The sequence below is a fragment of the Pseudoalteromonas sp. S1608 genome, assembly GCF_005887265.1.
GTDB lineage: Bacteria > Pseudomonadota > Gammaproteobacteria > Enterobacterales > Alteromonadaceae > Pseudoalteromonas > Pseudoalteromonas undina.
In genome coordinates, this window is record NZ_PNDK01000027.1 from 1 (window position 1) to 21,307 (window position 21,307).

Annotated in this window: 16 protein-coding genes; 11 read left to right on the plus strand and 5 right to left on the minus strand. The window is 41.1% G+C overall.

Annotated features, from left to right (window positions below; all coding sequences use genetic code 11):
* The first annotated feature begins 422 nt into the window (after positions 1-422).
* The 3 genes from CWB75_RS12100 (at position 423) to creD (ending at position 3,953) form a co-directional block, all read left to right on the plus strand.
* The gene (locus CWB75_RS12100; RefSeq protein ID WP_010392155.1) at positions 423-1,103 is read left to right on the plus strand and encodes a response regulator; all 681 of its coding nucleotides are present in this window, start codon (positions 423-425) and stop codon (positions 1,101-1,103) included.
* The gene (gene creC / locus CWB75_RS12105) at positions 1,090-2,571 is read left to right on the plus strand and encodes a two-component system sensor histidine kinase CreC (protein ID WP_198527846.1); all 1,482 of its coding nucleotides are present in this window, start codon (positions 1,090-1,092) and stop codon (positions 2,569-2,571) included. Before CWB75_RS12100 ends, creC begins: the two co-directional genes overlap by 14 nt.
* Before the next feature lie 77 nt (positions 2,572-2,648).
* A complete protein-coding gene (creD, locus tag CWB75_RS12110; protein ID WP_138570768.1) occupies positions 2,649-3,953 on the plus strand; it encodes a cell envelope integrity protein CreD in 1,305 nt (434 codons plus the stop codon).
* Between the two features lie 47 nt (positions 3,954-4,000).
* Here the strand turns inward: creD and CWB75_RS12115 are convergent, their stop codons facing one another.
* A complete protein-coding gene (locus CWB75_RS12115; protein ID WP_138570769.1) occupies positions 4,001-5,272 on the minus strand; it encodes a LysM peptidoglycan-binding domain-containing protein in 1,272 nt (423 codons plus the stop codon).
* Positions 5,273-5,338: 66 nt separating this feature from the next.
* Positions 5,339-6,202, minus strand: coding sequence for a LytR/AlgR family response regulator transcription factor (locus CWB75_RS12120; RefSeq protein WP_138570807.1), 864 nt, complete (start codon positions 6,200-6,202; stop codon positions 5,339-5,341).
* A gap of 184 nt (positions 6,203-6,386) precedes the next feature.
* Here CWB75_RS12120 and CWB75_RS12125 point away from each other — a divergent pair, with 184 nt between their 5' ends.
* Entirely contained in the window at positions 6,387-7,667 is a 1,281-nt protein-coding gene (locus CWB75_RS12125) for an acyltransferase family protein (protein WP_138570770.1), read from the plus strand.
* Between the two features lie 130 nt (positions 7,668-7,797).
* Here the strand turns inward: CWB75_RS12125 and CWB75_RS12130 are convergent, their stop codons facing one another.
* Together CWB75_RS12130 and CWB75_RS12135 are read right to left on the minus strand one after the other, a co-directional pair.
* Entirely contained in the window at positions 7,798-9,114 is a 1,317-nt protein-coding gene (locus tag CWB75_RS12130; protein ID WP_138570771.1) for a sensor histidine kinase, read from the minus strand.
* Between the two features lie 2 nt (positions 9,115-9,116).
* Positions 9,117-10,535: a sigma-54-dependent transcriptional regulator gene (locus CWB75_RS12135; RefSeq protein ID WP_138570772.1), complete on the minus strand. Its 1,419-nt coding sequence runs from the start codon at positions 10,533-10,535 to the stop codon at positions 9,117-9,119.
* Between the two features lie 225 nt (positions 10,536-10,760).
* On the opposite strand from CWB75_RS12135, the gene CWB75_RS12140 reads away from it, so the two are divergent.
* Genes CWB75_RS12140 through CWB75_RS12150 form a run of 3 tightly spaced genes read left to right on the plus strand, consistent with a single transcriptional unit; the run spans position 10,761 to position 15,128 of the window.
* Positions 10,761-12,014 (plus strand): efflux RND transporter periplasmic adaptor subunit, encoded by a 1,254-nt coding sequence (locus CWB75_RS12140; protein WP_138570773.1) that lies wholly within the window; start codon positions 10,761-10,763, stop codon positions 12,012-12,014.
* Positions 12,015-12,025: 11 nt separating this feature from the next.
* Positions 12,026-12,730 (plus strand): ABC transporter ATP-binding protein, encoded by a 705-nt coding sequence (locus CWB75_RS12145; protein WP_054454271.1) that lies wholly within the window; start codon positions 12,026-12,028, stop codon positions 12,728-12,730.
* A 1-nt stretch (position 12,731) separates the two neighbouring features.
* On the plus strand, positions 12,732-15,128 hold the full coding sequence (locus CWB75_RS12150) for an ABC transporter permease (RefSeq protein WP_138570774.1): 2,397 nt from the start codon (positions 12,732-12,734) through the stop codon (positions 15,126-15,128).
* A 52-nt stretch (positions 15,129-15,180) separates the two neighbouring features.
* Here CWB75_RS12150 and CWB75_RS12155 read toward each other — a convergent pair whose 3' ends face one another.
* On the minus strand, positions 15,181-15,708 hold the full coding sequence (locus tag CWB75_RS12155) for a sugar O-acetyltransferase (protein WP_138570775.1): 528 nt from the start codon (positions 15,706-15,708) through the stop codon (positions 15,181-15,183).
* Positions 15,709-15,869: 161 nt separating this feature from the next.
* On the opposite strand from CWB75_RS12155, the gene CWB75_RS12160 reads away from it, so the two are divergent.
* The 4 genes from CWB75_RS12160 (at position 15,870) to CWB75_RS12175 (ending at position 21,250) form a co-directional block, all read left to right on the plus strand.
* Entirely contained in the window at positions 15,870-16,634 is a 765-nt protein-coding gene (locus CWB75_RS12160) for a DeoR/GlpR family DNA-binding transcription regulator (RefSeq protein WP_075170725.1), read from the plus strand.
* A gap of 46 nt (positions 16,635-16,680) precedes the next feature.
* Positions 16,681-18,501, plus strand: coding sequence for a glutamine--fructose-6-phosphate transaminase (isomerizing) (glmS, locus tag CWB75_RS12165; RefSeq protein ID WP_138570776.1), 1,821 nt, complete (start codon positions 16,681-16,683; stop codon positions 18,499-18,501).
* 111 nt (positions 18,502-18,612) lie between these two features.
* Complete coding sequence (locus CWB75_RS12170) at positions 18,613-19,803, plus strand: alpha/beta hydrolase-fold protein (protein WP_138570777.1); 1,191 nt, start codon at positions 18,613-18,615, stop codon at positions 19,801-19,803.
* Between the two features lie 148 nt (positions 19,804-19,951).
* Positions 19,952-21,250, plus strand: a complete 1,299-nt coding sequence (locus CWB75_RS12175) for a DEAD/DEAH box helicase (protein ID WP_138570778.1) — start codon at positions 19,952-19,954, stop codon at positions 21,248-21,250.
* Positions 21,251-21,307 lie beyond the last annotated feature (57 nt).

Consider the following 21,307-nt stretch of genomic DNA (forward strand, 5'->3'; position numbering starts at 1 on the left):
AACGTGAAAGTATTAGCCGTCAGCCGTCAGCCGTCAGCCGTCAGCCGTCAGCTATCAGCTGCACAGCGTTAACCTGACCATCGTAGTGTGGGTTGAGTATCTAGAACCCCTCGACCAGTCTAGAGCTAAGTGCATCTCCATTAAAGAACATCAAGTGTATGAAAGTAGGTCATCCTACTGCGTAGCGCACAATGGCTCCAAATACAAAAAAGCCTGACTCTTTCGAGTCGGGCTTTTTTGTATCTGCAGGGAAGTGAAATAGCTAGAGGATCTTAGGCTGTGAAAATTTCACCTCTAATTTAAATAAAGCGTCTAACCACTTTATTGTGCTCAAAGAGCATCCTTATAAAGGATATTGACTGACTTGTTACTTACTGTAACTATAAGCGTGTTTATTAGGTTGTAGTAAAGGAATAAGTTGTATGGCAACGGCGCAGATAGTGATCATTGAAGACGAAAAAGCAATTGCAGACACCTTGATTCATACGCTCGAGATGGATGGCTTTAGCGTCGTTTGGTTCGATACCGCAGGGGCTGGTCTTAGTTATATTAAAGCTACACAGATAGATTTACTGATTTTAGACGTTGGTTTACCTGATGCAAATGGTTTTGAGCTATGTAAGCAAGTTCGCGAATTTTCTTCTTTACCCATCATTTTCTTAACGGCACGCAACGATGAAATCGATCGCGTTGTTGGATTAGAGATTGGCGCAGACGACTATGTCACTAAACCCTTTAGCCCTCGAGAAATGCTTGCTCGCGTTAAACTTCGTTTAAAGCCATATGCTGTCAGAGAAACACAAATAAATACTTCTACTGAGCAATCAGGTCTGTACAGTAATAATTTTGATTACTACTTCAATAACACCCCGTTAAATTTAACGGCTTTAGAGTTTAAATTGCTTGATAAGCTAGTGTTATCCCCTAAGCAGGTATTCTCTCGAGAGCAACTGCTATCATCAGCACAACTATGCCAAGACAGTGTATATAGCCGCAATGTTGATAGTCATATCAAAGCCATTAGAAATAAATTACGCGCTGTATGTCATGAGCCCATGATTCATACTAAGCGAGGTTTTGGTTATTTTTATGAACCTATTTAAACGCTCCACGCATTCATTAGCTCGCTTGAAGCGTTGGCCTAAAATCCCGCTCGGGCTGAGATTGTTTTTGCTTTATTTTATCCTCGTGATACTAACGACTTACTTAGTTAGTTCAACGGTTATGCGCGAGATTAAGCCCACAGTTCGTCAGGTTACCGAGGAAACCTTGGTTGATATGGCTAATTTGCTTGCAGTGATGGCGCGAGATGATTTAGCTCGTGGTACGCTGTCACAAAGCCACTTTACTAATGTGGTTAACTCGTATGGCAGCAGGCAACCAAATGCAAAAATCTGGGGGGTAAATAAACAAGGGACAAATCACCGTATATATATTACGGATGCTGCGGGAATCGTTGTTGTTGATTCTTGGCAGCAAGATATAGGAAAAGATTTTTCACAATGGAATGATGTTTATCTCACATTACGGGGAGAGTACGGTGCTCGCTCGACCGCAACTGCTCAAGATGACCCACTTTCAACCGTCATGCATGTTGCTGCGCCCATAATCGATAATGGTAATATTATTGGGTCAGTCACTGTGGCTAAGCCCAATCGCTCTGTACAACCTTTTATAAACATGTCTAAGTACCGTGTATTAAGTTGGTTAGTCGTGATGAGTATTTTGGCATTAATGGTTGGAGCATTGATTGCCTGGCGAATCAATGGTGCCTTGTATAAGCTGGCAAACTATGCGGATAAAATGGGGCGAGGTGAAAAAGCATCTAAACCAAGGTTTAGAGTTTTTTATGAATATAGCTTGTTAAGTGATGCGCTAGAAAAAATGCGCAATCAGTTAGATGGCAAACGTTACGTTGAGCATTATGTTCAAACACTAACTCATGAATTAAAAAGCCCTCTATCTGCAATCAAAGGTGCAAGCGAGATTTTACAGTCTCCCCTAAGTACAGATAAAAAACAGTTATTTGCAAATAATATTGAGTCTGAAACAGTGAGAATGCAGCAGCTAATAGATAAGCTGCTTACGCTTACCAAATTAGAGCAGCTTCCTGAACTTGAACAGCGAAAGAAGGTTTTTGTAAAACCTTTATTTGAAGCAATTAAAGATTCTTTTATTGCCAGAACCACAACGCAAAATGTACAAGTAGTAATTAGCTGCGACACTAGCAGTGTGTGTTTAGGAGACGTATTTCTAATTCAACAAGCGCTATACAATATTTTTGATAACGCATTGGACTTTATCAACGAGGGGGGGGAGATTCACATTCAGGTAATACAAGAGCCATCCTATGTTCAAATCTATATTGATAACACGGGGCCTTGTATCCCAGATTATGCCCTTGAACGCATCACAGAACGGTTTTATTCACTCCCTAGAGCCAATGGTAAAAAAAGCACTGGATTAGGCCTAAACTTCGTTGAGCAGGTCGTTAAATTACATAAAGGGCAGCTCAACATAAAAAATACTAAAAATGGCGTCCGTGTTCATATAAATATGCCTACTCCATAAAAGCTCCATCTAAGCACCTCAGTAAATCCATATAGCTCCGTTACTCTATGCTTATGTAATAGATGGAGTACATAACAGTGAAACAAAAAATAGAAACCAAACTGATCATAATAATAGGGCTTATCGTGTTGTTATTGATCCCTATCTTTATGATCCAAAATCTAATTGATGAGCGATCAGAATTGCAGCAGCAAGTTCAGGCTGATATAGCTAAGAGTAGCAGTGATGAACAGCAGGTTATTGGCCCATTTATTCATGCTCAGTACCTAGAAACAGTTACGGTTGATGGTAAAACGAGCGAGCAATTGATGAATATGACGCTTTTACCTGAATCGCTCAATGTCAGTAGTAATCTAGCAACATTTGAAAAGTACCGTGGTATTTATAAAGCGTTGTTATATCGTTCACAGAACCAATTTGAAGGGCGGTTTAAAACGAGTGCATTAGCTGTCTTAGCGGACAAAAAGATAAAACGCCTCAACCTTATTTTAGCCATTTCTGATGTCCGAGGGATAGGACAAGGATCACACATTAATGTTAACGAGCGAAGTTATGAACTACTACCCGGTACCCAGCTAGATCAGTTACCACAAGGGATTCGTGTAGAGCTTGATTATGAAACCATTCGCAAAAGTGAGGTACTGCCGTATCAAATAGATTTAAATCTGCAGGGTATGCGTCAACTTTCATTTGCACCGGTTGGTAAAAACAGCTCATTGACAATGCAAGCCGATTGGCCACACCCAAGTTTTGTAGGGGATTACCTGCCTATCGAGTCATCAATTTCGGCACAGGACTTTTCTGCGAGTTGGCAAACCAATTACTTTGCGACCAATTTAAAAGAGCTATTTAACCAATGTTTATTTCGTAATGAGTGCACCTTGTTCAAGCAACGTAACATGGGAGTTAATTTAGTCGATAGCGTTAATCACTACCTTAAAAATTATCGAGCAAGTAATTATGCCATCTTGGTTATTGTACTTATTTTTGCGAGCTTCTTTTTGCTCGAGGTACTGCGTGATGAGCCAATACACCCTGTACAGTATGGTTTTGTCGGGCTTGCTTTAGCGGTATTTTATTTACTACTGATTTCACTTAGTGAGCACTTGGGCTTTAATATTGCGTATTTATTATCGGCGCTTGCATCAGCAATTCTATTGAGTGTTTATGTTGCGGGTATGCTTAAAAATAGCAAACATGGAGGGCTATTCTTATGTGGGGTGTTATTTATCTATAGTCTTTTATACGGATTACTCAGTGCAGAGGATTACGCATTATTAATGGGCAGTGTACTGGTGTTCGTGGTACTCAGTTTAATAATGATGTTGACGCGCAGAGTAAACTGGTACGGCAGGCACGCGCAAGACGATGAAACAAACTAAAACCACCTAATTGAAAGGGGCTGACAGCTTTGCCAGCCCCCTTTCACTTAGCTATTAGATAAAAACACCGTTAACTTCTCACCTATTTGCAAACGATCTCGCGACAGGTTATTCCATTGTTTTAGCTTGGTAATGCTGACGTTGTAGCGTTTGGCTATTTTCCATAAACTTTCGCCTGACTTTACTAAGTGTTCTACCTGTTGATCTGCCAACATCGGCAGTATTAATTTCTTACCAGCGCGGATGCGATCAGTCTTCAAATTATTAAACGCTTTTAGCTGTTTAACGCTGATTGCATAACGTTTTGCAATCACGCTTAAACTATCCCCCGGTTGAATTGTGTAATGCTGCCATTGGCTGTAATCGTTTTCTTTTTGATTAGCCAACATACTCTTAAATTCGGCTTGTTTACTCGCTGGCACAACAATGTGAGGTGCATCAATGACCGCAGGGAAGCGGATAACGCCATAGTTTAACCCCTCTAATGACCGCCATTCTTCTTGGTTATCTAAAATAACAGCGCCATCAATAGGCAATACTGCAATTGTTGGGCTGTTTGAAATTGTAGGAAAAGCCATTTTTTGGCTTTTTAATAATTGTGCCGCAGCTAGTAATTTTGGCACGTACTGACTGGTTTGTTTGGGCAGTTTTAAGTTGAAAAAATCAGTGGGTTTGCCTTGTTTTTTATTATTACTAATTGCTCTAAGTACACGGCCTTCACCTAAGTTATAAGCTGCTATTGCATGATACCAATCACCATCAAAGCGCTTGTACAAGTACTCCATAAAATCCAGCGCTGCGCGAGTGCTATCAATAACATCTTGTCGGCCATCATACCAAGGGGATATTTGCACTTTAAAATATTTAGCAATGGCAGGCGTTAATTGCCAAAGTCCAGATGCATGCTTGTGCGAATAGGCACTGGCATCAAAGTCACTTTCAATTAGCGGCATTAATGCTAATTCTATGGGTAAGTTCCGCTTTTCAACCTCTGTGACTATATAATAAAGGTAAGGCTCAGCACGGCGACTAATTTCATCCATGTAATTTGGGTGCGATAAATACCATGCAATGCGTTGTTGTACATCTGGGTGGCTAGAATTGGCAAATGTAAGCTGCGCTCGGATGCGTTGCCACACATCATCGAGTTTCTGAGGACTTAAGGGAGCTATTTGCTCAATATTTTCGTTTTGTTCTTTAACAATTTTTTTGGGGTTAGCCTTAATTTCAGGGGGTGATGTTGGTGTATCGGGTGTGGTTTCACAGCCAGATAAAATAATAACCAGCGGTAGAATGCGGATAAATCGATTTACAAACACGTACTAAACTACTCCGAAAATATAAATGCAGCTAAACTAAAGCCGTTAAGCTTAACATAGGGTGAGCTAAAAATGTGCGGTGGCTGAATTTAAGTATTGTTTAAACTGTTCTTTATAGCGACGTGACAGGTTTAGCACTTTGCCTGTAGTGAGCTTTACTTCACTATCGCCACTTGCTAATGGCGTGATTGATTCAACCGCGTCTAACCTAACCGCATGAGAACGGTGAATGCGGCAAAATCCTTGTGGTTCTAACTGAGTTATAAGTTGTGTCATGGTTGCACGAAAAGGGTAAATTCGAGCGCCAATATGTAGATTTACATAATTGCCATTTGATTCAAGCCAATCTACTTCTGCTACGCGAACAATAAATTCTTTTCCCAGCTTTTTTACCAGTAGCCTGTCTAAGTTTACATATTCAGCAGTATCTTCGCCTTGACTGATCGGGGCTGCTTCACCAGTTAATTGGCTCACAACATATTGATAGGTTTTAATAACAATAATCAAAAATAAGAATCCCCACAAATCTTTGCGGTATTCATAAAGTAACTCAAACCACACTAACCCAAAGTCATATTGCATACCCTGCAAGGTGTAAATGAGTTTGCGGATAGCAACCATAATACCAATATGTAATAACGAAAAAGCAATGCTCGCTACTAAGTACAGTAATATTGAATGAGAGATTTTTTGCCAATTAAAGGGCTTAGCTTTTAATAACCAAACTAAAGCCGGAAACAATAATAAAGTGCCAATAGCACTCGAGTATTCCCATACAAAGGGCTCCCAGATCATAAAAGGAAGTGCGCCATCACGTTGGGCTTCCATAATATTTGAGCTGGCATTAATCGTGTTGTTTATAAAAATATAACTACATAAAAATAAAGCCGCGTACCAAGTTTGATAGCGCTGAAAGTGCGATAAAGTGATCATTATTATTGTAACTCTTTAAAAGACCGCAATTAGACTAGCAAGAGAGTGATAAAACACCAAGTTTATATCATCCCTGATATCCACCGTTTATCCCTATTGACTGTTTTATAAGCCTTTTGTGATTGCTTAACACAGTGTGTTGTCCATAGTTGTTATTAATTAATTGTAAGTTAAATCTCCTATGAATCTTAAAATAGTCATTAAAAATACAACACGTACGCTATTAAAACCTTGGTTAAATGTGTTTAACCAAGGCGAAGAGTTGCCATCTCGCCGTTATGATTTAGATTGGCTGAGAGTACTTGCCTTTGGCTTATTAATTTTTTACCACACCGGCATGTTATACAGTGAAAATTGGGGCTTTCATTTTAAAAGTCAGTACTTATCCAGCGGTATTGAAAACGTCATGCTTTTATTGTCGCCATGGCGAATGGGATTAATTTGGTTTATTTCAGGTGTGGCGCTGCGCTTTATTGTCGCGCGCTTTAGTCTAGGTATGTTTTTAACTACGCGAAGTGTAAAAATATTACTGCCTTTATTGTTTGGCATTTGGTTTATTGTGCCTATTCAGCTTTATGCGCAAATGAGCCAAGAAGCCAGTTTAGCTATGGGCTTTTGGCAGTTTTACAGCCAGTTCTTTGATTTAACCAACCCTTTATTCGAGCGCTATCAAGCAGGGATTTGGCCTCATGTCGATGTGAATCACCTTTGGTACTTACGTTCGTTATGGCAATTTACTTTATTGCTGGTGTTAGCAATGCCGCTGCTGCTTCACGCTACTGTGCATACAATAATCACGCGTTTATGTGGGCGCTCGTTATTGACTATTTTTATTGTATTGCTATTGCCGCTGTGTATTTTAAAACTGAGCTGGCCGAGTGATACTTTCCGATACCCCATGGGCGCGCTGTTCTTACTTTACGGTTACTTGCTTGCGTGGCAGCCTTCATTTTATAGTCAGCTACTTCGTCATTGGCGAGTGCTATTCGTAGTATTTACGTTAGGTTATATAGTTGTTGTACTGTGTTACAACACGATTTGGCAAAACCCTGCTGCTAGCCAATGGCAAATTACCAGCATGGATATGCTGTATACTGCGCAACGATTAATGGGCGTGTTGTTAATGCTGGCACTAGCACAACGTTTTTTGAATCACGATCACCCTAAACTGGCTTTATTAAACGGTGCAGTATTCCCTTTTTATCTATTACATCAAAGTGTGATTATTGGCCTTGCGTTTTATTTGTCGAAGCTGCAATTAGGTGGTTTTGTGGAGCCATTACTTATACTCAGCCTCACTTTCATTATTTGTTGGTTGGTGTTTATTGCTGCGCGACGTATCGACTTATTAAGCCCACTGTTAGGAATTAAAGTCACAGGTAAATATAAAGCATGGCAAGTTAAAGTGGGCTTTGGTTGCGGGCTAATATTGGTAAGCCCGTTGATCTTTAGGTTGATTTAATTACCTGTATTGCAAATTAACTATCGCCGTAAACGACGACCTACGAGACATGCAGTGCAATTTAGTACGTCGTGCTTTAGCGCGAAAGTGCCAATGCTAATGAGTCGCCACCTTAAATGGCGTTCTACACTCAACCAAACACACACCTAAAACAGGCGCCTTGTGGCTTTTGTATATAAATTAAATCACCACCGTGGTTGAGCATTATTTGCCGGGAGAGGCTAAGGCCAATGCCGGAGCCTTGTTGCTTGGTGGTAAAAAATGGCACGAAGATCATATCTATCACATGCTCACTGATACCTGGGCCGTTGTCGTTGATTTCTATATAAAGTTGCTGGCTAGTGTTTTGCGCCAAGCTAATTTCGATCCTTGGTTGAGCGGCATTCTCTGCGCTGTACTTTTGGTTACTCTTTAGTACTTCAAGTGCATTTTTTATTAAGTTTACTAATACCTGTTCTATTTGGCTGCTATCAAGCATTACTAACTGCTGATTTTTAATCGACAGTTCGATATGGGTGTGTTGAACGCGTGCTTGTTGTTGATGTAAAGCGACAATACGCGTTAGCATATCGGCTAAATTTTCCGGTGTTAAATTGGGTTTAGGTAAGCTGCTAACTTGGCGAAAACGAGCAATAAAATCCCCTAAATGAGCGGTTCTTGATGCTAACGTGTTTAGCGCAAGTTGTAAGTCTTGTTTATCTTCAAGCTCATCAAAACATAGCTCTTGTGGCAGTAAATTGCTACAAGTATCAGCTAGCGATGAAAGTGGCGTAATGGAGTTAGCAATTTCGTGAGTGAGCACTTTAGTTAAGCGTTTATATGCTTGCTGTTCTTTGAGTTGTAACTGGTCGTGAATTGATTGTAGGCTCACTACACGACGAACTTTACCTTGAATTTCGGCGATACTAAGTTGAATTGAGAGAGTGTCGTGCTGCTCGCCATTTTGCCAGTAGGTGGTGCTGCGGATATTGTGTTCGGCGTTTAAAATTAACTCACCTACAGCCCCTAACTCATGTAAATGTCGAAAACTCTTCCCCAGTAATTTACTAACGGCTGGATTTGATTCGATCACCTCGCCGTTGTCATCACATACCATAACAGCTAAATCAACATGGATGAGCAAAGCTTGTAGAAACTGTGCTTGTTGCTCGGCATTAAAACGTGCCGTTTGCATTTGCGTTTTTACTTGTTCAAATTGCTTAAGCATTGGATGTTGTTGACCAAGCCCCAAGGTGCTGTCGCCATTGGCTAAGGCTCGGATCACCATTTCAGCTTGTTTTTGTTGGCGCTTAAACAGCGTAAAAATATGCGCTATTAGCGCCGCAGCGACTAGCATCATTAACAATGTCGTCGCTGAAAAACCATGCTTTTGCAATACATAGCTAAGCAATGCACTAACACTTATAAGTGCGATAATATTAAATGAAAGTAATAAATTAGCTCGCATGATTATAGCCCGTACTTTTCAAGGCGGCGGTACATGGCACCGCGAGTTAAACCCAGTGCTTTGGCTGCATGGCTAACATTACCTTGATGGTGCTTAAGTGCTGCGCGAACTGTTCGTTGTTCAAGTATGTCTAAATCAAAAGTGTCGTACTGCGCTACATTGTTTAAAACCTCCGTGCTTTGGGTTTTCTCGTCAGTACTAACTGATATTGAATTACCAACCACTGAGCTTATATCGAGTTTATCCCCTTCAGTTAAAATAACCGCACGCTCTATAGCGTGGGCAAGCTCTCGCACATTACCTGGCCACGCGTATTGGCAAAGCGCACTCATATCATGATCGCTAATGGTTAAGCTGCGTTTATATTTTTGCGCAAAGTGTTTTAGGTAGTAATTAGCTAATAATGGAATGTCATCGCTGCGCTCCCGTAATGCCGGAAGGCGAATTTCAACGGTGTTTATCCGATACAATAAATCTTGACGAAAACGCCCCTCTGCGACGGCTTGATCAAGGTTGTCGTTAGTGGCGCAAATTAGGCGGATATCAATATCAACGGCTTTACTACTGCCAACGGGCGTTATTTGTCTATTTTGCAGTGCAGCCAGTAATTTGGCTTGATGCTCTAGGGGTAAATTACCCAGTTCATCTAAAAATAAACTGCCACCGTGGGCAAGCTCAAATTTACCAATGCGATCGGCTTTAGCATCAGTAAACGCGCCTTTTTTGTGGCCGAATAGTTCACTTTCAAATAAATTCTGAGCTACTGCACCCATATCTAGACTCATAAAGGTTTGATTGTGGCGCATACTTGCTTGATGAATGGCGTGTGCGGTCAACTCCTTCCCTGTGCCACTTTCACCGGTTATTAATATGTTGGCATCAGTTTGAGCTGCTTTTTCTATGGTGCTAAACACCTGTTGCATCGCATTGCTTTGACCTAAAAACTCAAAGTTAGGCGTGTTTAAGGCTTGGTTTAACCCCTGTTTTTGCCGCGTTAATTTGCCCACTTGCTGTTTGTCTTTTGCGTGTGAAAATGCAGCGGCGACTGCGCCAAGTAATTGTTCGTTTTGCCAAGGCTTGGCAATAAAATCAGAGGCCCCCGCTTTAATTGCATCTACGGCTAATTGAATATCGCCGTAAGCGGTCATTAATAAAACAACGATATTAGCGTCTTGTTCGATAATTTTTTTCAGCCAATAAAAGCCTTCTTTGCCACTGATTGAGTCTTGGGTAAAGTTCATATCAAGCAGTATTACGTCAACGGGCTGCTCGAGCTTGCGTTGCTCGTTAATGATGCCTGCAATGTCAAATGGATTGTCTGTGGTTTTAACACTTTGATAATGCTGTTTTAGTAATAAACGTGCTGCAATGAGAATGTCTGGGTTGTCATCAACAATTAGAAGAGAGCCTGTGTGTTTCATGTTTTTTATTCTTATAGAGTTTTATTTAGCCTAAAACAAAAAGGGGACAGTGTCCATAAATGGACGTTCATAAGATAATAAAGTGTTCTATAAACGGACACTATAATTAGTTTAAAAACTTAAGCTGTATTTAAGTGGTTGATTTTATTTGTTAATTAAAGTTGGCACAGCGTTTGTATTAACTATCGGTAATTAGTTTATTAAACCTGTATCAAGGTAGTCGACATGGACAAAAAAATAGAACGCTCATTTACGCAAAAGTATTTAAAAAAATTTACTTTTGCAGCTCTTACTTTAGGTGTTGCTGCGGCTGCATATGGTTTTACGCAAAGCAGTGATACAGGCCGTAGCCAAAATATCGAGCGTAGTGGTTTAACGGTTAGCACGGTTAAACAAGGTGCCTTTAAAGATGCCTTAAGCTTACGCGGTCAAGTTGTGCCAAAAACCAGTATTTATCTCGATACCATTGCTGGTGGTCAAGTGGAAGAGCGATTAGTCGAGCAAGGTGAATATGTTGAGAAAGGCCAACCGCTCGTGCGCCTAAGCAATACTAACCTACAACTGGATGTAATGAGCCGTGAAGCACAAGTTACCGAGCAGCTTAACTTTTTACGTAATACGCAAATGAACATGGAAACCAGCCGGTTAAACTTACGCCGCGACTTATTAGAAATCGAATTAAAAATTACCCATTTAACACGTAGATTAAAACAAACTAAACCTTTGGTTAAAAGTGGCGTATTGGCGCAAGACCAACTAGCTGAGCTTGAAGAAGATTTAAATTATTACCAAGCCCGTAAAGAGCTCACCCTTGAGCGCCAACAGCAAGAAAATTCAATCCGTGAGGTGCAAGTGGCGCAGTTGTCAGACAGCGCTAAAATGCTCGAAAAAAATCTGCAATTTGCGCGTCGAAATCTCGACAACTTATTAATCAAAGCACCGGTATCGGGTTATTTAAGCGAACTTGATGTGGAAATTGGCGAATCTAAAAACAGTGGTGCGCGGTTAGGCCAAATAGATATTCCTAATGAATATAAGTTAGTGGTGCGCATGGATGAATTTTATTTAAACCAAGTGCAGCGTGACATGGCGGTAATGATTGAGCTTGAAAGCGGCACGGTGAATGCAAAAGTGAGCAAAATCGATAGCCGCGTACAGCAGTCACAATTTCAAGTAGAAGTGGACCTACCCAGTAACACTAAAAGCATTAAGCGCGGCCAAAGCATTGATATTGAGTTAATGCTAGGGGATGACAATAACAATGCCTTACTGCTTAAACGCGGGGCTTTTTTTACTAACTCGGGCGGTAACTGGGTTTATGTAATCGAGCAAGGCGGTGATAAAGCAGTGCGCCGTGATATTCGCCTAGGCAAAAAGAATCAACACTATTTTGAAGTGCTTGAAGGGCTAAACGCTGGGGATAAAGTGATTACCTCTAGCTACAGTAACTTTGACAAAGCACAGCAACTACAATTTTAAGGATAATAACAATGATCAAACTAACTAATTTAAGCCGCGTATTTCGTACTCAAGATGTTGAAACAACAGCGCTGAGTAATATTAACTTAACTGTAAACGAAGGCGATTTCTTAGCGATAATGGGGCCATCTGGCTGTGGTAAGTCAACGCTGCTTTCTATTTTGGGTATGCTTGATTCACCGACCTCAGGCAACTTTGATTTTGCGGGAACTGACATTGCAGGCTATAGCGAAAAGCAACTAGCAGAGCTACGTAAAGAATCAATTGGCTTTGTATTTCAAAGCTTTAACCTGATTGATGAGCTAACAGTTTATGAAAACGTAGAGTTGCCATTGCAGTATCAAAAAATATCAAAAAGTGAGCGTAAGCAACGCGTAGAAACCATTTTAAAGCGCGTGGGTATTGATCACCGCGGCGAGCATTTACCACAGCAACTATCGGGTGGTCAGCAGCAGCGGGTAGCCGTTGCGCGTGCATTAGTGATTAATCCCAAACTAATTTTAGCCGATGAGCCAACCGGTAACCTTGATTCTAAAAACGGTGATGAAGTGATGGCGATGCTACGCGAATTAAACCGTGAAGGCACAACGGTGATCATGGTGACTCACTCAGAAAAAGAGGGTGCCTATGCTGATCGCTTAGTGCGCCTATTGGATGGCCAAGTGATGCTTGATAAAGCAAATATTGCGCAGCAAGCCGTTGTTGAGGTTGCTTAATATGTTTATTAATTATTTAGTCACTGCTTTAAGATCATTCAAGCAACAAAAACAGCACTTTATCCTAAACCTTTTAGGGTTAAGTATTGGCTTAGCTGCGGCTATTTTAGTGGCACTATTTGCACAAAACGAGCTATCGTACGATAGTCAGCAGCCTCACGCTGAACGTGTTTACCGTGTAGGCCAAGATTTCTCAAAGTTGGGCTTATCAGTCATTCCTATTTTTAATTATTCTCAAGCGGCAAAAGCCACTGAATATAGTCAAGTTGAAGAAGTGTTTGGTTTGACGATGGTATCGCTGACTCGAGAAGCTATGGTTGACGTGCAGTACCGGGATCAGGGTTTTAAACTTAATGACTTGTATGGGGCAACGCCAAATATTGAGAACTTTATCAATATAAACACATTGGCTGGTGATTTAAAAAATGCAATGAGTACACCTGAGAGCTTGGCTCTAAGTGAATCTGAAGCACTGCGTATTTTCGGTACAATAAATGTTATTGGTAACACGCTACAGCACGAACAAGGGCAATATACTGTACGGGCGGTGTTTGCAGATTTACCAAGCAATACTCACTTTGCATTTAAAAACCTCGTTTATGTAAAACATGATCCAAATAACCTGATGATTAATAGTAGCTATGTTTATATGCGCTTGGCGCCACAGGCCGATCCAAAAGCACTCGCTGATACACTGTCTAAACAGTACTTCAATGGGCAAATGGCGGGTCAAATTGCCATTGAGTTACACCCATTACTAGACTTACATTTAACAGCAAAATCGCCATTTGAAATGAAAGCAGGCGGCGCAAAGCAAGTTGTGATGATTTGTGCAGGGTTGAGCGTGTTACTTATTTTGATTGCTGGCTTTAACTTTATCAATATGACAGTAGCACAGTCTGCAAAGCGCGCTAAAGAAGTGGGTGTGCGCAAGGCACTTGGTGCAAGTAAGCTGCAGTTAGTAACACAGTTTTTGGCTGAATCTACTTTGGTTGCTCTATTGTCGATGATTATTGCCTGTGTGTTAGTGGAACTGTTATTGCCAAGCTTTAACCAGCTGGTCGATCGTGAACTGATAGTGAGTTATTTTTCAGCCTTTGGTTTGGGCATTATGGCTGTCGTTATTGCTGTAGGCATACTTGCAGGTTTATACCCGGCATTGTTTATCTCATCATTTAGCGCAAAACGAGTGTTAAGTGGCGATTTACAACGCGGTAATACGGCCATTTGGGTACGTAAATGCTTATTGACCTTGCAAGCATCATTGGCAATCGGTTTGATCATTGCATCAGTTACGTTATTAAAACAATTATCTCATTTACAAAGCCTTCCTTTAGGCTATCAAACACAGCAACGCTTAGTGGTTTCAGAGTTGCCTGTGCAATCGGTATTTACGCAGCAGCCTAGCGCACTAATTAATCGCTTGACGGCTATAGATGGTGTAGAGCAAGCAACGATTATTGATACTCGTTTAACCGTTTCAATTAACAATACATTACAGCCTACTTGGCCCAATGGTGAATTTTCAGGTGGAATAACCCCTGTGATAGGTTCTGGTTTTGATGTAGTAAAAGGGCTAGGCCTTACGCTCATTGCTGGCAGAGACTTTAGCCGTGAGTTTTCCTCAGACTGGGCGACGCGAGCAAATGGGGTTACAACAGTAGGTACAATTATTACAGAAACCGTTGCCAAGCAGGCTGGTTATAGCAATGTGGCTGATATTGTTGGACAAACAATTAAAGACACTGGGCGTAATGTGGATATGCGAGTTGTTGGTGTTGTAAAAGATGTAAAGGTTGGTAATGCACAAGATGCGAATTCTAACATTATGTTTTTATGTGGCTTTAACTATTTAGCACCAGTATCTGAAGTGATTTTAACCGTGAACGTACAAAACCTCCCTGCTATAAAACAGGCATTGATCACAGCTTTAGCTGAAGTGTCTAATATTTATGAGCCAAAAATAAACCTGCTAGCTGAAAACTATAAAGCGGTATTAAAAGGTGATGAGCGTGTTTCTCTTGTCGTACTTATATTTACTGGCCTTGCAGTGTTCTTAACTTGCTTAGGTACTTTTGGTTTAGCTTCATTTGCCACAATTCGCCGTCAAAAAGAAGTGGCAGTACGCAAAGTACTGGGTGCGTCACGCATCAGCATAATGAATCTACTGGCAAAAGAATTTTTAATTTTAGTGTTAGGAAGTGTAGCCATAGCATACCCGCTAACCTATTGGCTGGTGGGTGACTGGCTTGCGAACTTTAATGAGCGTGTTGATCAAGCGCTATGGGTTTATTTGGTTGCTGCTGTGAGTGTTGCTGCGATCACTTGGCTGACGGTTGCGAGCATCGCCTTTAAAGCCGCCAGTACACGGCCATCGTTAACATTAAGATATGAGTAATAACGAGTAAAGAACCCTACTAAAGGTCTATCAGAATACCGATAGACCTTTTTCAAATATCTTTAATTCTTACAGCAGGGTTACCGGCAACAACAGTGTTCGCAGCCACATCTTTGGTCACTATCGACCCAGCGGCCACAACAGCGTTATCACCAATTGTAACACCAGCTAATATAATAACTCCCGCGCCAATCCACACGTTATTACCAATAGTAATCGGTGCTGCAAAGTTTTCTTTATTGAGTCGCTCTGTGGGGTTAACCGCATGAGATACTGCCAAAAGTTGAACGTTTGGGCCGATTAAACAATCGTCGCCAATGCTTATGGCTCCTTCATTTATTGGCGCATCCAACACAGTGCAGTTAATGTTTATAAAAGTCCGATCACCTATATGCATTTGCGAGCCATAATCACAATGAAAGCCCGCTTCAATAATTACTCCATCACCACAGTGTGAGTATAATTCTTTTATTCGCTTTAAATTACCTTTACTGGGGCTTTTATTAAATAAGCGGCAAATTTCGTGCACAGCTTTACGCTGCGCTAGATTCTCTTTACTAATACTATTAAATGACTGCATATCAATTTTGTTTAACTTAAATAATGGTGTCTAGCTTAACCTACTTTAAGCATGATGATAATTTGAATAAAACTGTGCTTTTTTTACGCATTCACTTGCCATTTATTATGTTTCGCTTAAAATCCACTAACTTTCGAAACGAAACTTAATTGTAATCACTTATGACCAAACGAAACACTCAGCAACGCCGCCATCTGATCCTCACTCAAGTTAATGAATTAGGTGAAGTGGCTGTCGATATTTTAGCTGAACAGTTTCAAACATCAGAAGTAACTATTCGAAAAGACTTAACCTCGCTTGAAAAAAGTGGCTTATTGCTGCGCCGTTACGGCGGTGCTATTGCTCTGCCTAAAGAGATTGTTAGCGATGAGATTGATTCTAAGCGCAAAGTGGCCATTGCCAAAGCGGCAGCATCGCTTATAAAAGATCATAATCGCATTATTATAGACAGTGGGCGCACCACTGCAGCAATGATCCCTGAGTTGGCTACAAAGCAGGGGTTAGTTGTTATGACTAACGCTATTAAAGTAGCAACGCGTTTATTAGCACTTGAAAATGAGCCAACACTTTTGATGACAGGTGGCACGTGGGATCCGCATTCAGAATCGTTTCAAGGGCAAGTAGCCGAAAATGTTCTATGCTCATATGATTTTGATCAACTATTTATTGGTGCTGATGGCATTGATGTAGCGCGTGGAACAACCACGTTTAATGAACTTGTTGGATTAAGCCAAGTGATGGCTAAAGCGGCGCGCGAAGTTATTGTGCTGGTTGAGTCAGAAAAGATTGGCCGAAAAATACCAAATTTAGAATTACCGTGGCAAACAGTAACCACATTAATAACCGACAGTGGCTTAGCAAGTGATAAACGTGCAGCCATAGAGGCGTGTGGTGTAAAACTAATTTGCGCAGAAATTATGGAATAGCAACTAAAACGTAAGTTGCTAGAATTAAAAAATTAATGGAGACACTATGTGTGGAATCGTTGGGGCTGTTGCAGAACGTCCAGTAAATAAAATCTTAGTTGAAGGCCTTAAGCGTCTTGAGTACCGCGGTTATGACTCAGCAGGTGTAGCTTTACTTGAAGGCAATACACTTAATACAGTTAAAGCAGTTGGTAAGGTTGTAAACTTAGAGTCAGCACTTGAACAAGCTGGTGTTAGCGGCCACACAGGTATTGCACACACTCGTTGGGCGACTCATGGCGGTGTAACTGAAGCCAATGCTCACCCACATGTTTCAAGCAATCAAATAGCACTTGTACATAACGGAATCATTGAAAACCACGCAAGTTTGCGTGCAGCACTTAAAGGCGACGGTTACGAGTTTTTATCAGACACCGACACTGAAGTCATGGTGCATTTAATTCATCAATTACGTCAGCAGCACACCACTTTATTAGCGTCAGTTCAAGCTGCCGTTAAACAGTTTGAAGGCGCATTTGGTACCGTTGTGTTTGATAAAGCGAATGATAACGAAATTATTGTAGCTCGCTCAGGTAGCCCGTTAGTTATTGGTTTAGGCCTTGGTGAAAACTTTATTGCTTCTGATCAACTTGCATTATTACCAGTGACTCGCAGCTTTATCTTCTTAGAAGAAGGTGATGTAGCGCGTATTACTCGCGACACCGTAGAAATTTTTGATGCAGATGGCAACGCGGTTGAGCGTGAAGTTGTTGAATCAAACATCACACAAGATGCATCAGGCAAAGGTGATTACCGTCACTACATGCTTAAGGAAATTTATGAACAGCCACTTGCAGTACGTAACACCCTTGAAGGACGTTTAAACGACGACCGCGTAGCGATTGATGCCTTTGGCGATAGCGCACAGCAAATATTTAAAGACGTAAAACACGTACAAATTATTGCCTGTGGAACGTCATACCACTCAGGTATGGTTGCTCGTTACTGGCTTGAGCAATTTGCAGGTGTTAGCTGTAACGTAGAAATTGCCTCTGAGTTCCGTTACCGTCAATCGTTTGTACACGAAAATAGTCTGCTAGTAACGATTTCACAGTCAGGTGAAACGGCTGATACTTTAGCTGCACTGCGTTTAGCTAAAGAGCAAGGCTATATGGGGTCAATGACTATTTGTAACGTACCAGGCTCATCGCTTGTACGAGAATCAGACCTTGCCTTTATGACCAAAGCTGGTGCTGAAATTGGTGTAGCCTCTACTAAAGCATTTACTACGCAGCTTGTTGGTTTGTTAATGCTTACTGCGTCTATTGCGCAAGAAAAAGGCTTAGATCAAAGCACGATTGTTAACGCTATTAAACTGCTACCAGCTAAATTAGAGGAAACGCTATTGTTGGCTGATGGTATTGCAGACCTTGCAGAAGAGTTTGCTGATAAGCACCACTCACTGTTTTTAGGTCGCGGGTCGCAATACCCAATCGCGATGGAAGGCGCGCTTAAGCTTAAAGAGATTTCATACATCCACGCTGAAGCCTATGCAGCAGGTGAGCTTAAACACGGCCCATTAGCGCTAATTGATGCCGACATGCCAATTATTGTTGTAGCACCAAACAACGAATTGCTTGAAAAGCTTAAATCAAACGTAGAAGAAGTACGTGCTCGCGGCGGCATCATTTATGTATTCGCTGATAAAGACTCACACTTTGAGTCAGACGACACAATGCGTGTAATCAACGTAAACCACGTAGATGACGTAATTGCCCCTGTTGTATATACAATTCCACTACAGTTACTGTCGTACTATGTAGCGGTCATTAAAGGCACTGATGTTGACCAACCACGTAACCTAGCAAAATCGGTTACAGTTGAGTAAAATCAAAAGGTTATAGGTTTTTATTAATGTTAAAAAAAGCGCTCAATGCGCTTTTTTTGTGCCTGAAACTCTGTTAGCTTAAGTAACTTATTATTCTCTAAGGGATTAGTTATGCGTTTATTAACCGTTATTTGTTTTTTTAGCTTTTTTGCTTTTAGTTCACAAAGTGCCTTTGCACAAGCTGGCATTAAACAGCAAAGTGATGATGACTCTCAGTTCATGCACACTATTAAATCGGCTGTTTTAAACGAAGAACGCACAGTTGTCGTGCAATTGCCTAAAAGCTACCAAGCTCAGCCAAATAAGGTATACCCAGTTGTTTATCGCTTAGATGGAGCGGGTAATATACCGCTTGCAAGTGCTGTTATTGAGCGCTTACAAAATGATAATCGTGCGCCTGAGGTTATTATTGTCGCTATTGAAAACACTAATCGACTTAGAGATATGTATCCTACAGTGAATAAAGAGCCACAAGGGCCTGTCGGTGAAGGGGGCGGCGCGGCAAAGTTTTTAGCGTTCTTTGAACAAGAGCTCATTCCTTTAGTAAATAAGAACTATCGCACGCATGACTATAAAGTGATTGCTGGCGCATCTGCTGGTGGTGTATTTGCGCTATACGCGTTGCAGGCAAATCCCGAACTATTTCAAGCGCATATTGCGTATAGCCCTGCAGTTTGGTGGAATTATGGCGCAATGGTAAAAAGTACAAAATCGTTTATAACTAAAAACAAAGAGCTTAACAGTTACGTTTATATCAATATCGGCGAAGAAGCCGGCATAATGCGAGAAAGGTATGATGAATTACAGCAATCACTGCAATCGCATAAAGCGCGAGGGTTACGCTTTTTTAATGATGCGTTTGATGGCATCTCGCATGGCTTAACTTCTGCTGCAGGGGCATTTAATGCCTACTACAACTTATTTTTACCTAAACAAATGCCTATAAGTGCTTTAACTGACGATGTTGCCTCTATTGATGCTTATTACCAAAATTTATCTCAACAATGGGGCGAACAGGTATCTCCACCAGATCGTGCTGTTAGATTACTTGGTTACAACCTAACGGACAGCAAGCAGTTTAACCGTGCTATAGAGGTGTTTAAGTACAATATAAAAAACTACCCCAAATCAGTTGATGCGCTTTCTGCCCTATCTTATGGCTATGAAATGCAAGGTGATATTCGTCAAGCGCTTGAACAGATGGAGTCTGCATTAGCCATTGCAGATGACTCATATCCTTATATAAATTACTTAAAAGAAACAAAAGCTAGGTTACAGGTAGAGCTAGATAAGCGTAACTAGGGTTTTTAGTTACTGTTAAATAAAAACGACGCGCAAGCGTCTTTTTATTACATGTAGCTAAATATTATTTAAATCACTAACCTCTACTTAATAGCTGCTAAATACGCTAAAATTATAGGCTATTTTTAGTAATGAGCCCGCACCTTTTATGACCTCATCCGCAAATCCTAGTAATTTCAACGAACTTGGCCTTATTCCAGAGCTAATTGCTCGTTTGTCTGACCTTGAATACACGCAACCTACGCCGATTCAGGCAAAAGCAATTCCAAGTATCTTGGCGGGGAGTGACTTAATTGCGGGGGCAAATACCGGCTCAGGTAAAACAGCAACCTTTGCTTTGCCTATGCTACAAACGCTATTTTTAGCGCAAGGTGCTAAAAAAGCAGCGAGCAAAGGCAACTTTGTAACAGGGCTTATTTTGGTACCTACTCGCGAGCTGGCAGTGCAGGTAGCCGATAGTGTTAAATCGTATTCTGCTAATTTTAATGGCGCCATTAAAACGGTGGCGGTATTTGGTGGTGTGTCGGTTAATACCCAGATGCAAGCACTTCGCGGCGGTGCTGATATTATTGTTGCAACGCCAGGGCGTTTACTCGATTTAATCTCAAGCAATGCGATTAAGCTCGATAAAGTAACAACCTTAGTGCTTGATGAAGCTGACCGCATGTTAAGCCTTGGCTTTACTGAAGAGCTTGCTGAGCTATTAGCGCTTATGCCTGCTAAAAAACAAACCATGTTGTTTTCAGCGACTTTCTCAGAGCAAGTCACACAATTAACGCAAGAGCTGTTAACCAACCCTGTTGAAATACAAGTACAAAGCAAAGACGAAAGCACTTTAGTTCAGCGCGTATTTACGGTTAATAAAGGCGAGAAAACCACGGTTTTAGCGCACTTAATTAAAGCGCATCAATGGCGCCAAGCACTTATTTTTGTCAACGCTAAAAAAGATTGTGAGCACTTAGCCAGCAAACTTGAAAAACGCGGCGTGAACGCACAAGTATTCCATGGCGATAAAGGCCAAAGCGAGCGTACTCGCGTAATTGAAAAATTTAAAGCTGGCGAAATAGAAGTGCTTATTGCCACCGATATAGCAGCCCGTGGTTTAGATATTGCCAAACTGCCTGTTGTTATTAACTTTAACTTACCGCGTAGCCCAGCTGATTATATGCACCGTATTGGCCGAAGCGGCCGTGCCGGTGAAGTTGGCCTAGCATTATCGTTAATTGATTATGAAGACTTCCACCACTTTAAAATAATCGAAAAGAAAAACAAACTACGTTTAGAGCGCGAAGAGGTAGCAGGCTTTGCTGTAAACCAAGCCAACCTCGATGCGGCTGAGGCGCTAAAAAACGACAAGCCAATGGCCAAGCCAGAAGGTACAGGTAAGAAAAAGAAGAAAAAAGCCAACCAAGAAGATGATGTATGGAGCGGCTGGAGAAAAAGATAAGCCTTAATACATATAAGTCATTAAATCCAAGTCATAAAAAACCCTGCAAATTTGCAG

Coding starts and splice junctions, on each gene's coding strand:
- creC (WP_198527846.1), top strand. CDS start 1,090: ATGAACCTATTTAAACGCTCCACGCATTCATTAGCTCGCTTGAAGCGT.
- glmS (WP_138570776.1), top strand. CDS start 16,681: ATGTGTGGAATCGTTGGGGCTGTTGCAGAACGTCCAGTAAATAAAATC.
- CWB75_RS12170 (WP_138570777.1), top strand. CDS start 18,613: ATGCGTTTATTAACCGTTATTTGTTTTTTTAGCTTTTTTGCTTTTAGT.
- CWB75_RS12135 (WP_138570772.1), bottom strand. CDS start 10,535: ATGAAACACACAGGCTCTCTTCTAATTGTTGATGACAACCCAGACATT.
- CWB75_RS12150 (WP_138570774.1), top strand. CDS start 12,732: ATGTTTATTAATTATTTAGTCACTGCTTTAAGATCATTCAAGCAACAA.
- CWB75_RS12155 (WP_138570775.1), bottom strand. CDS start 15,708: ATGCAGTCATTTAATAGTATTAGTAAAGAGAATCTAGCGCAGCGTAAA.
- CWB75_RS12125 (WP_138570770.1), top strand. CDS start 6,387: ATGAATCTTAAAATAGTCATTAAAAATACAACACGTACGCTATTAAAA.
- CWB75_RS12130 (WP_138570771.1), bottom strand. CDS start 9,114: ATGCGAGCTAATTTATTACTTTCATTTAATATTATCGCACTTATAAGT.
- CWB75_RS12140 (WP_138570773.1), top strand. CDS start 10,761: ATGGACAAAAAAATAGAACGCTCATTTACGCAAAAGTATTTAAAAAAA.
- CWB75_RS12175 (WP_138570778.1), top strand. CDS start 19,952: ATGACCTCATCCGCAAATCCTAGTAATTTCAACGAACTTGGCCTTATT.
- CWB75_RS12160 (WP_075170725.1), top strand. CDS start 15,870: ATGACCAAACGAAACACTCAGCAACGCCGCCATCTGATCCTCACTCAA.
- CWB75_RS12145 (WP_054454271.1), top strand. CDS start 12,026: ATGATCAAACTAACTAATTTAAGCCGCGTATTTCGTACTCAAGATGTT.
- CWB75_RS12100 (WP_010392155.1), top strand. CDS start 423: ATGGCAACGGCGCAGATAGTGATCATTGAAGACGAAAAAGCAATTGCA.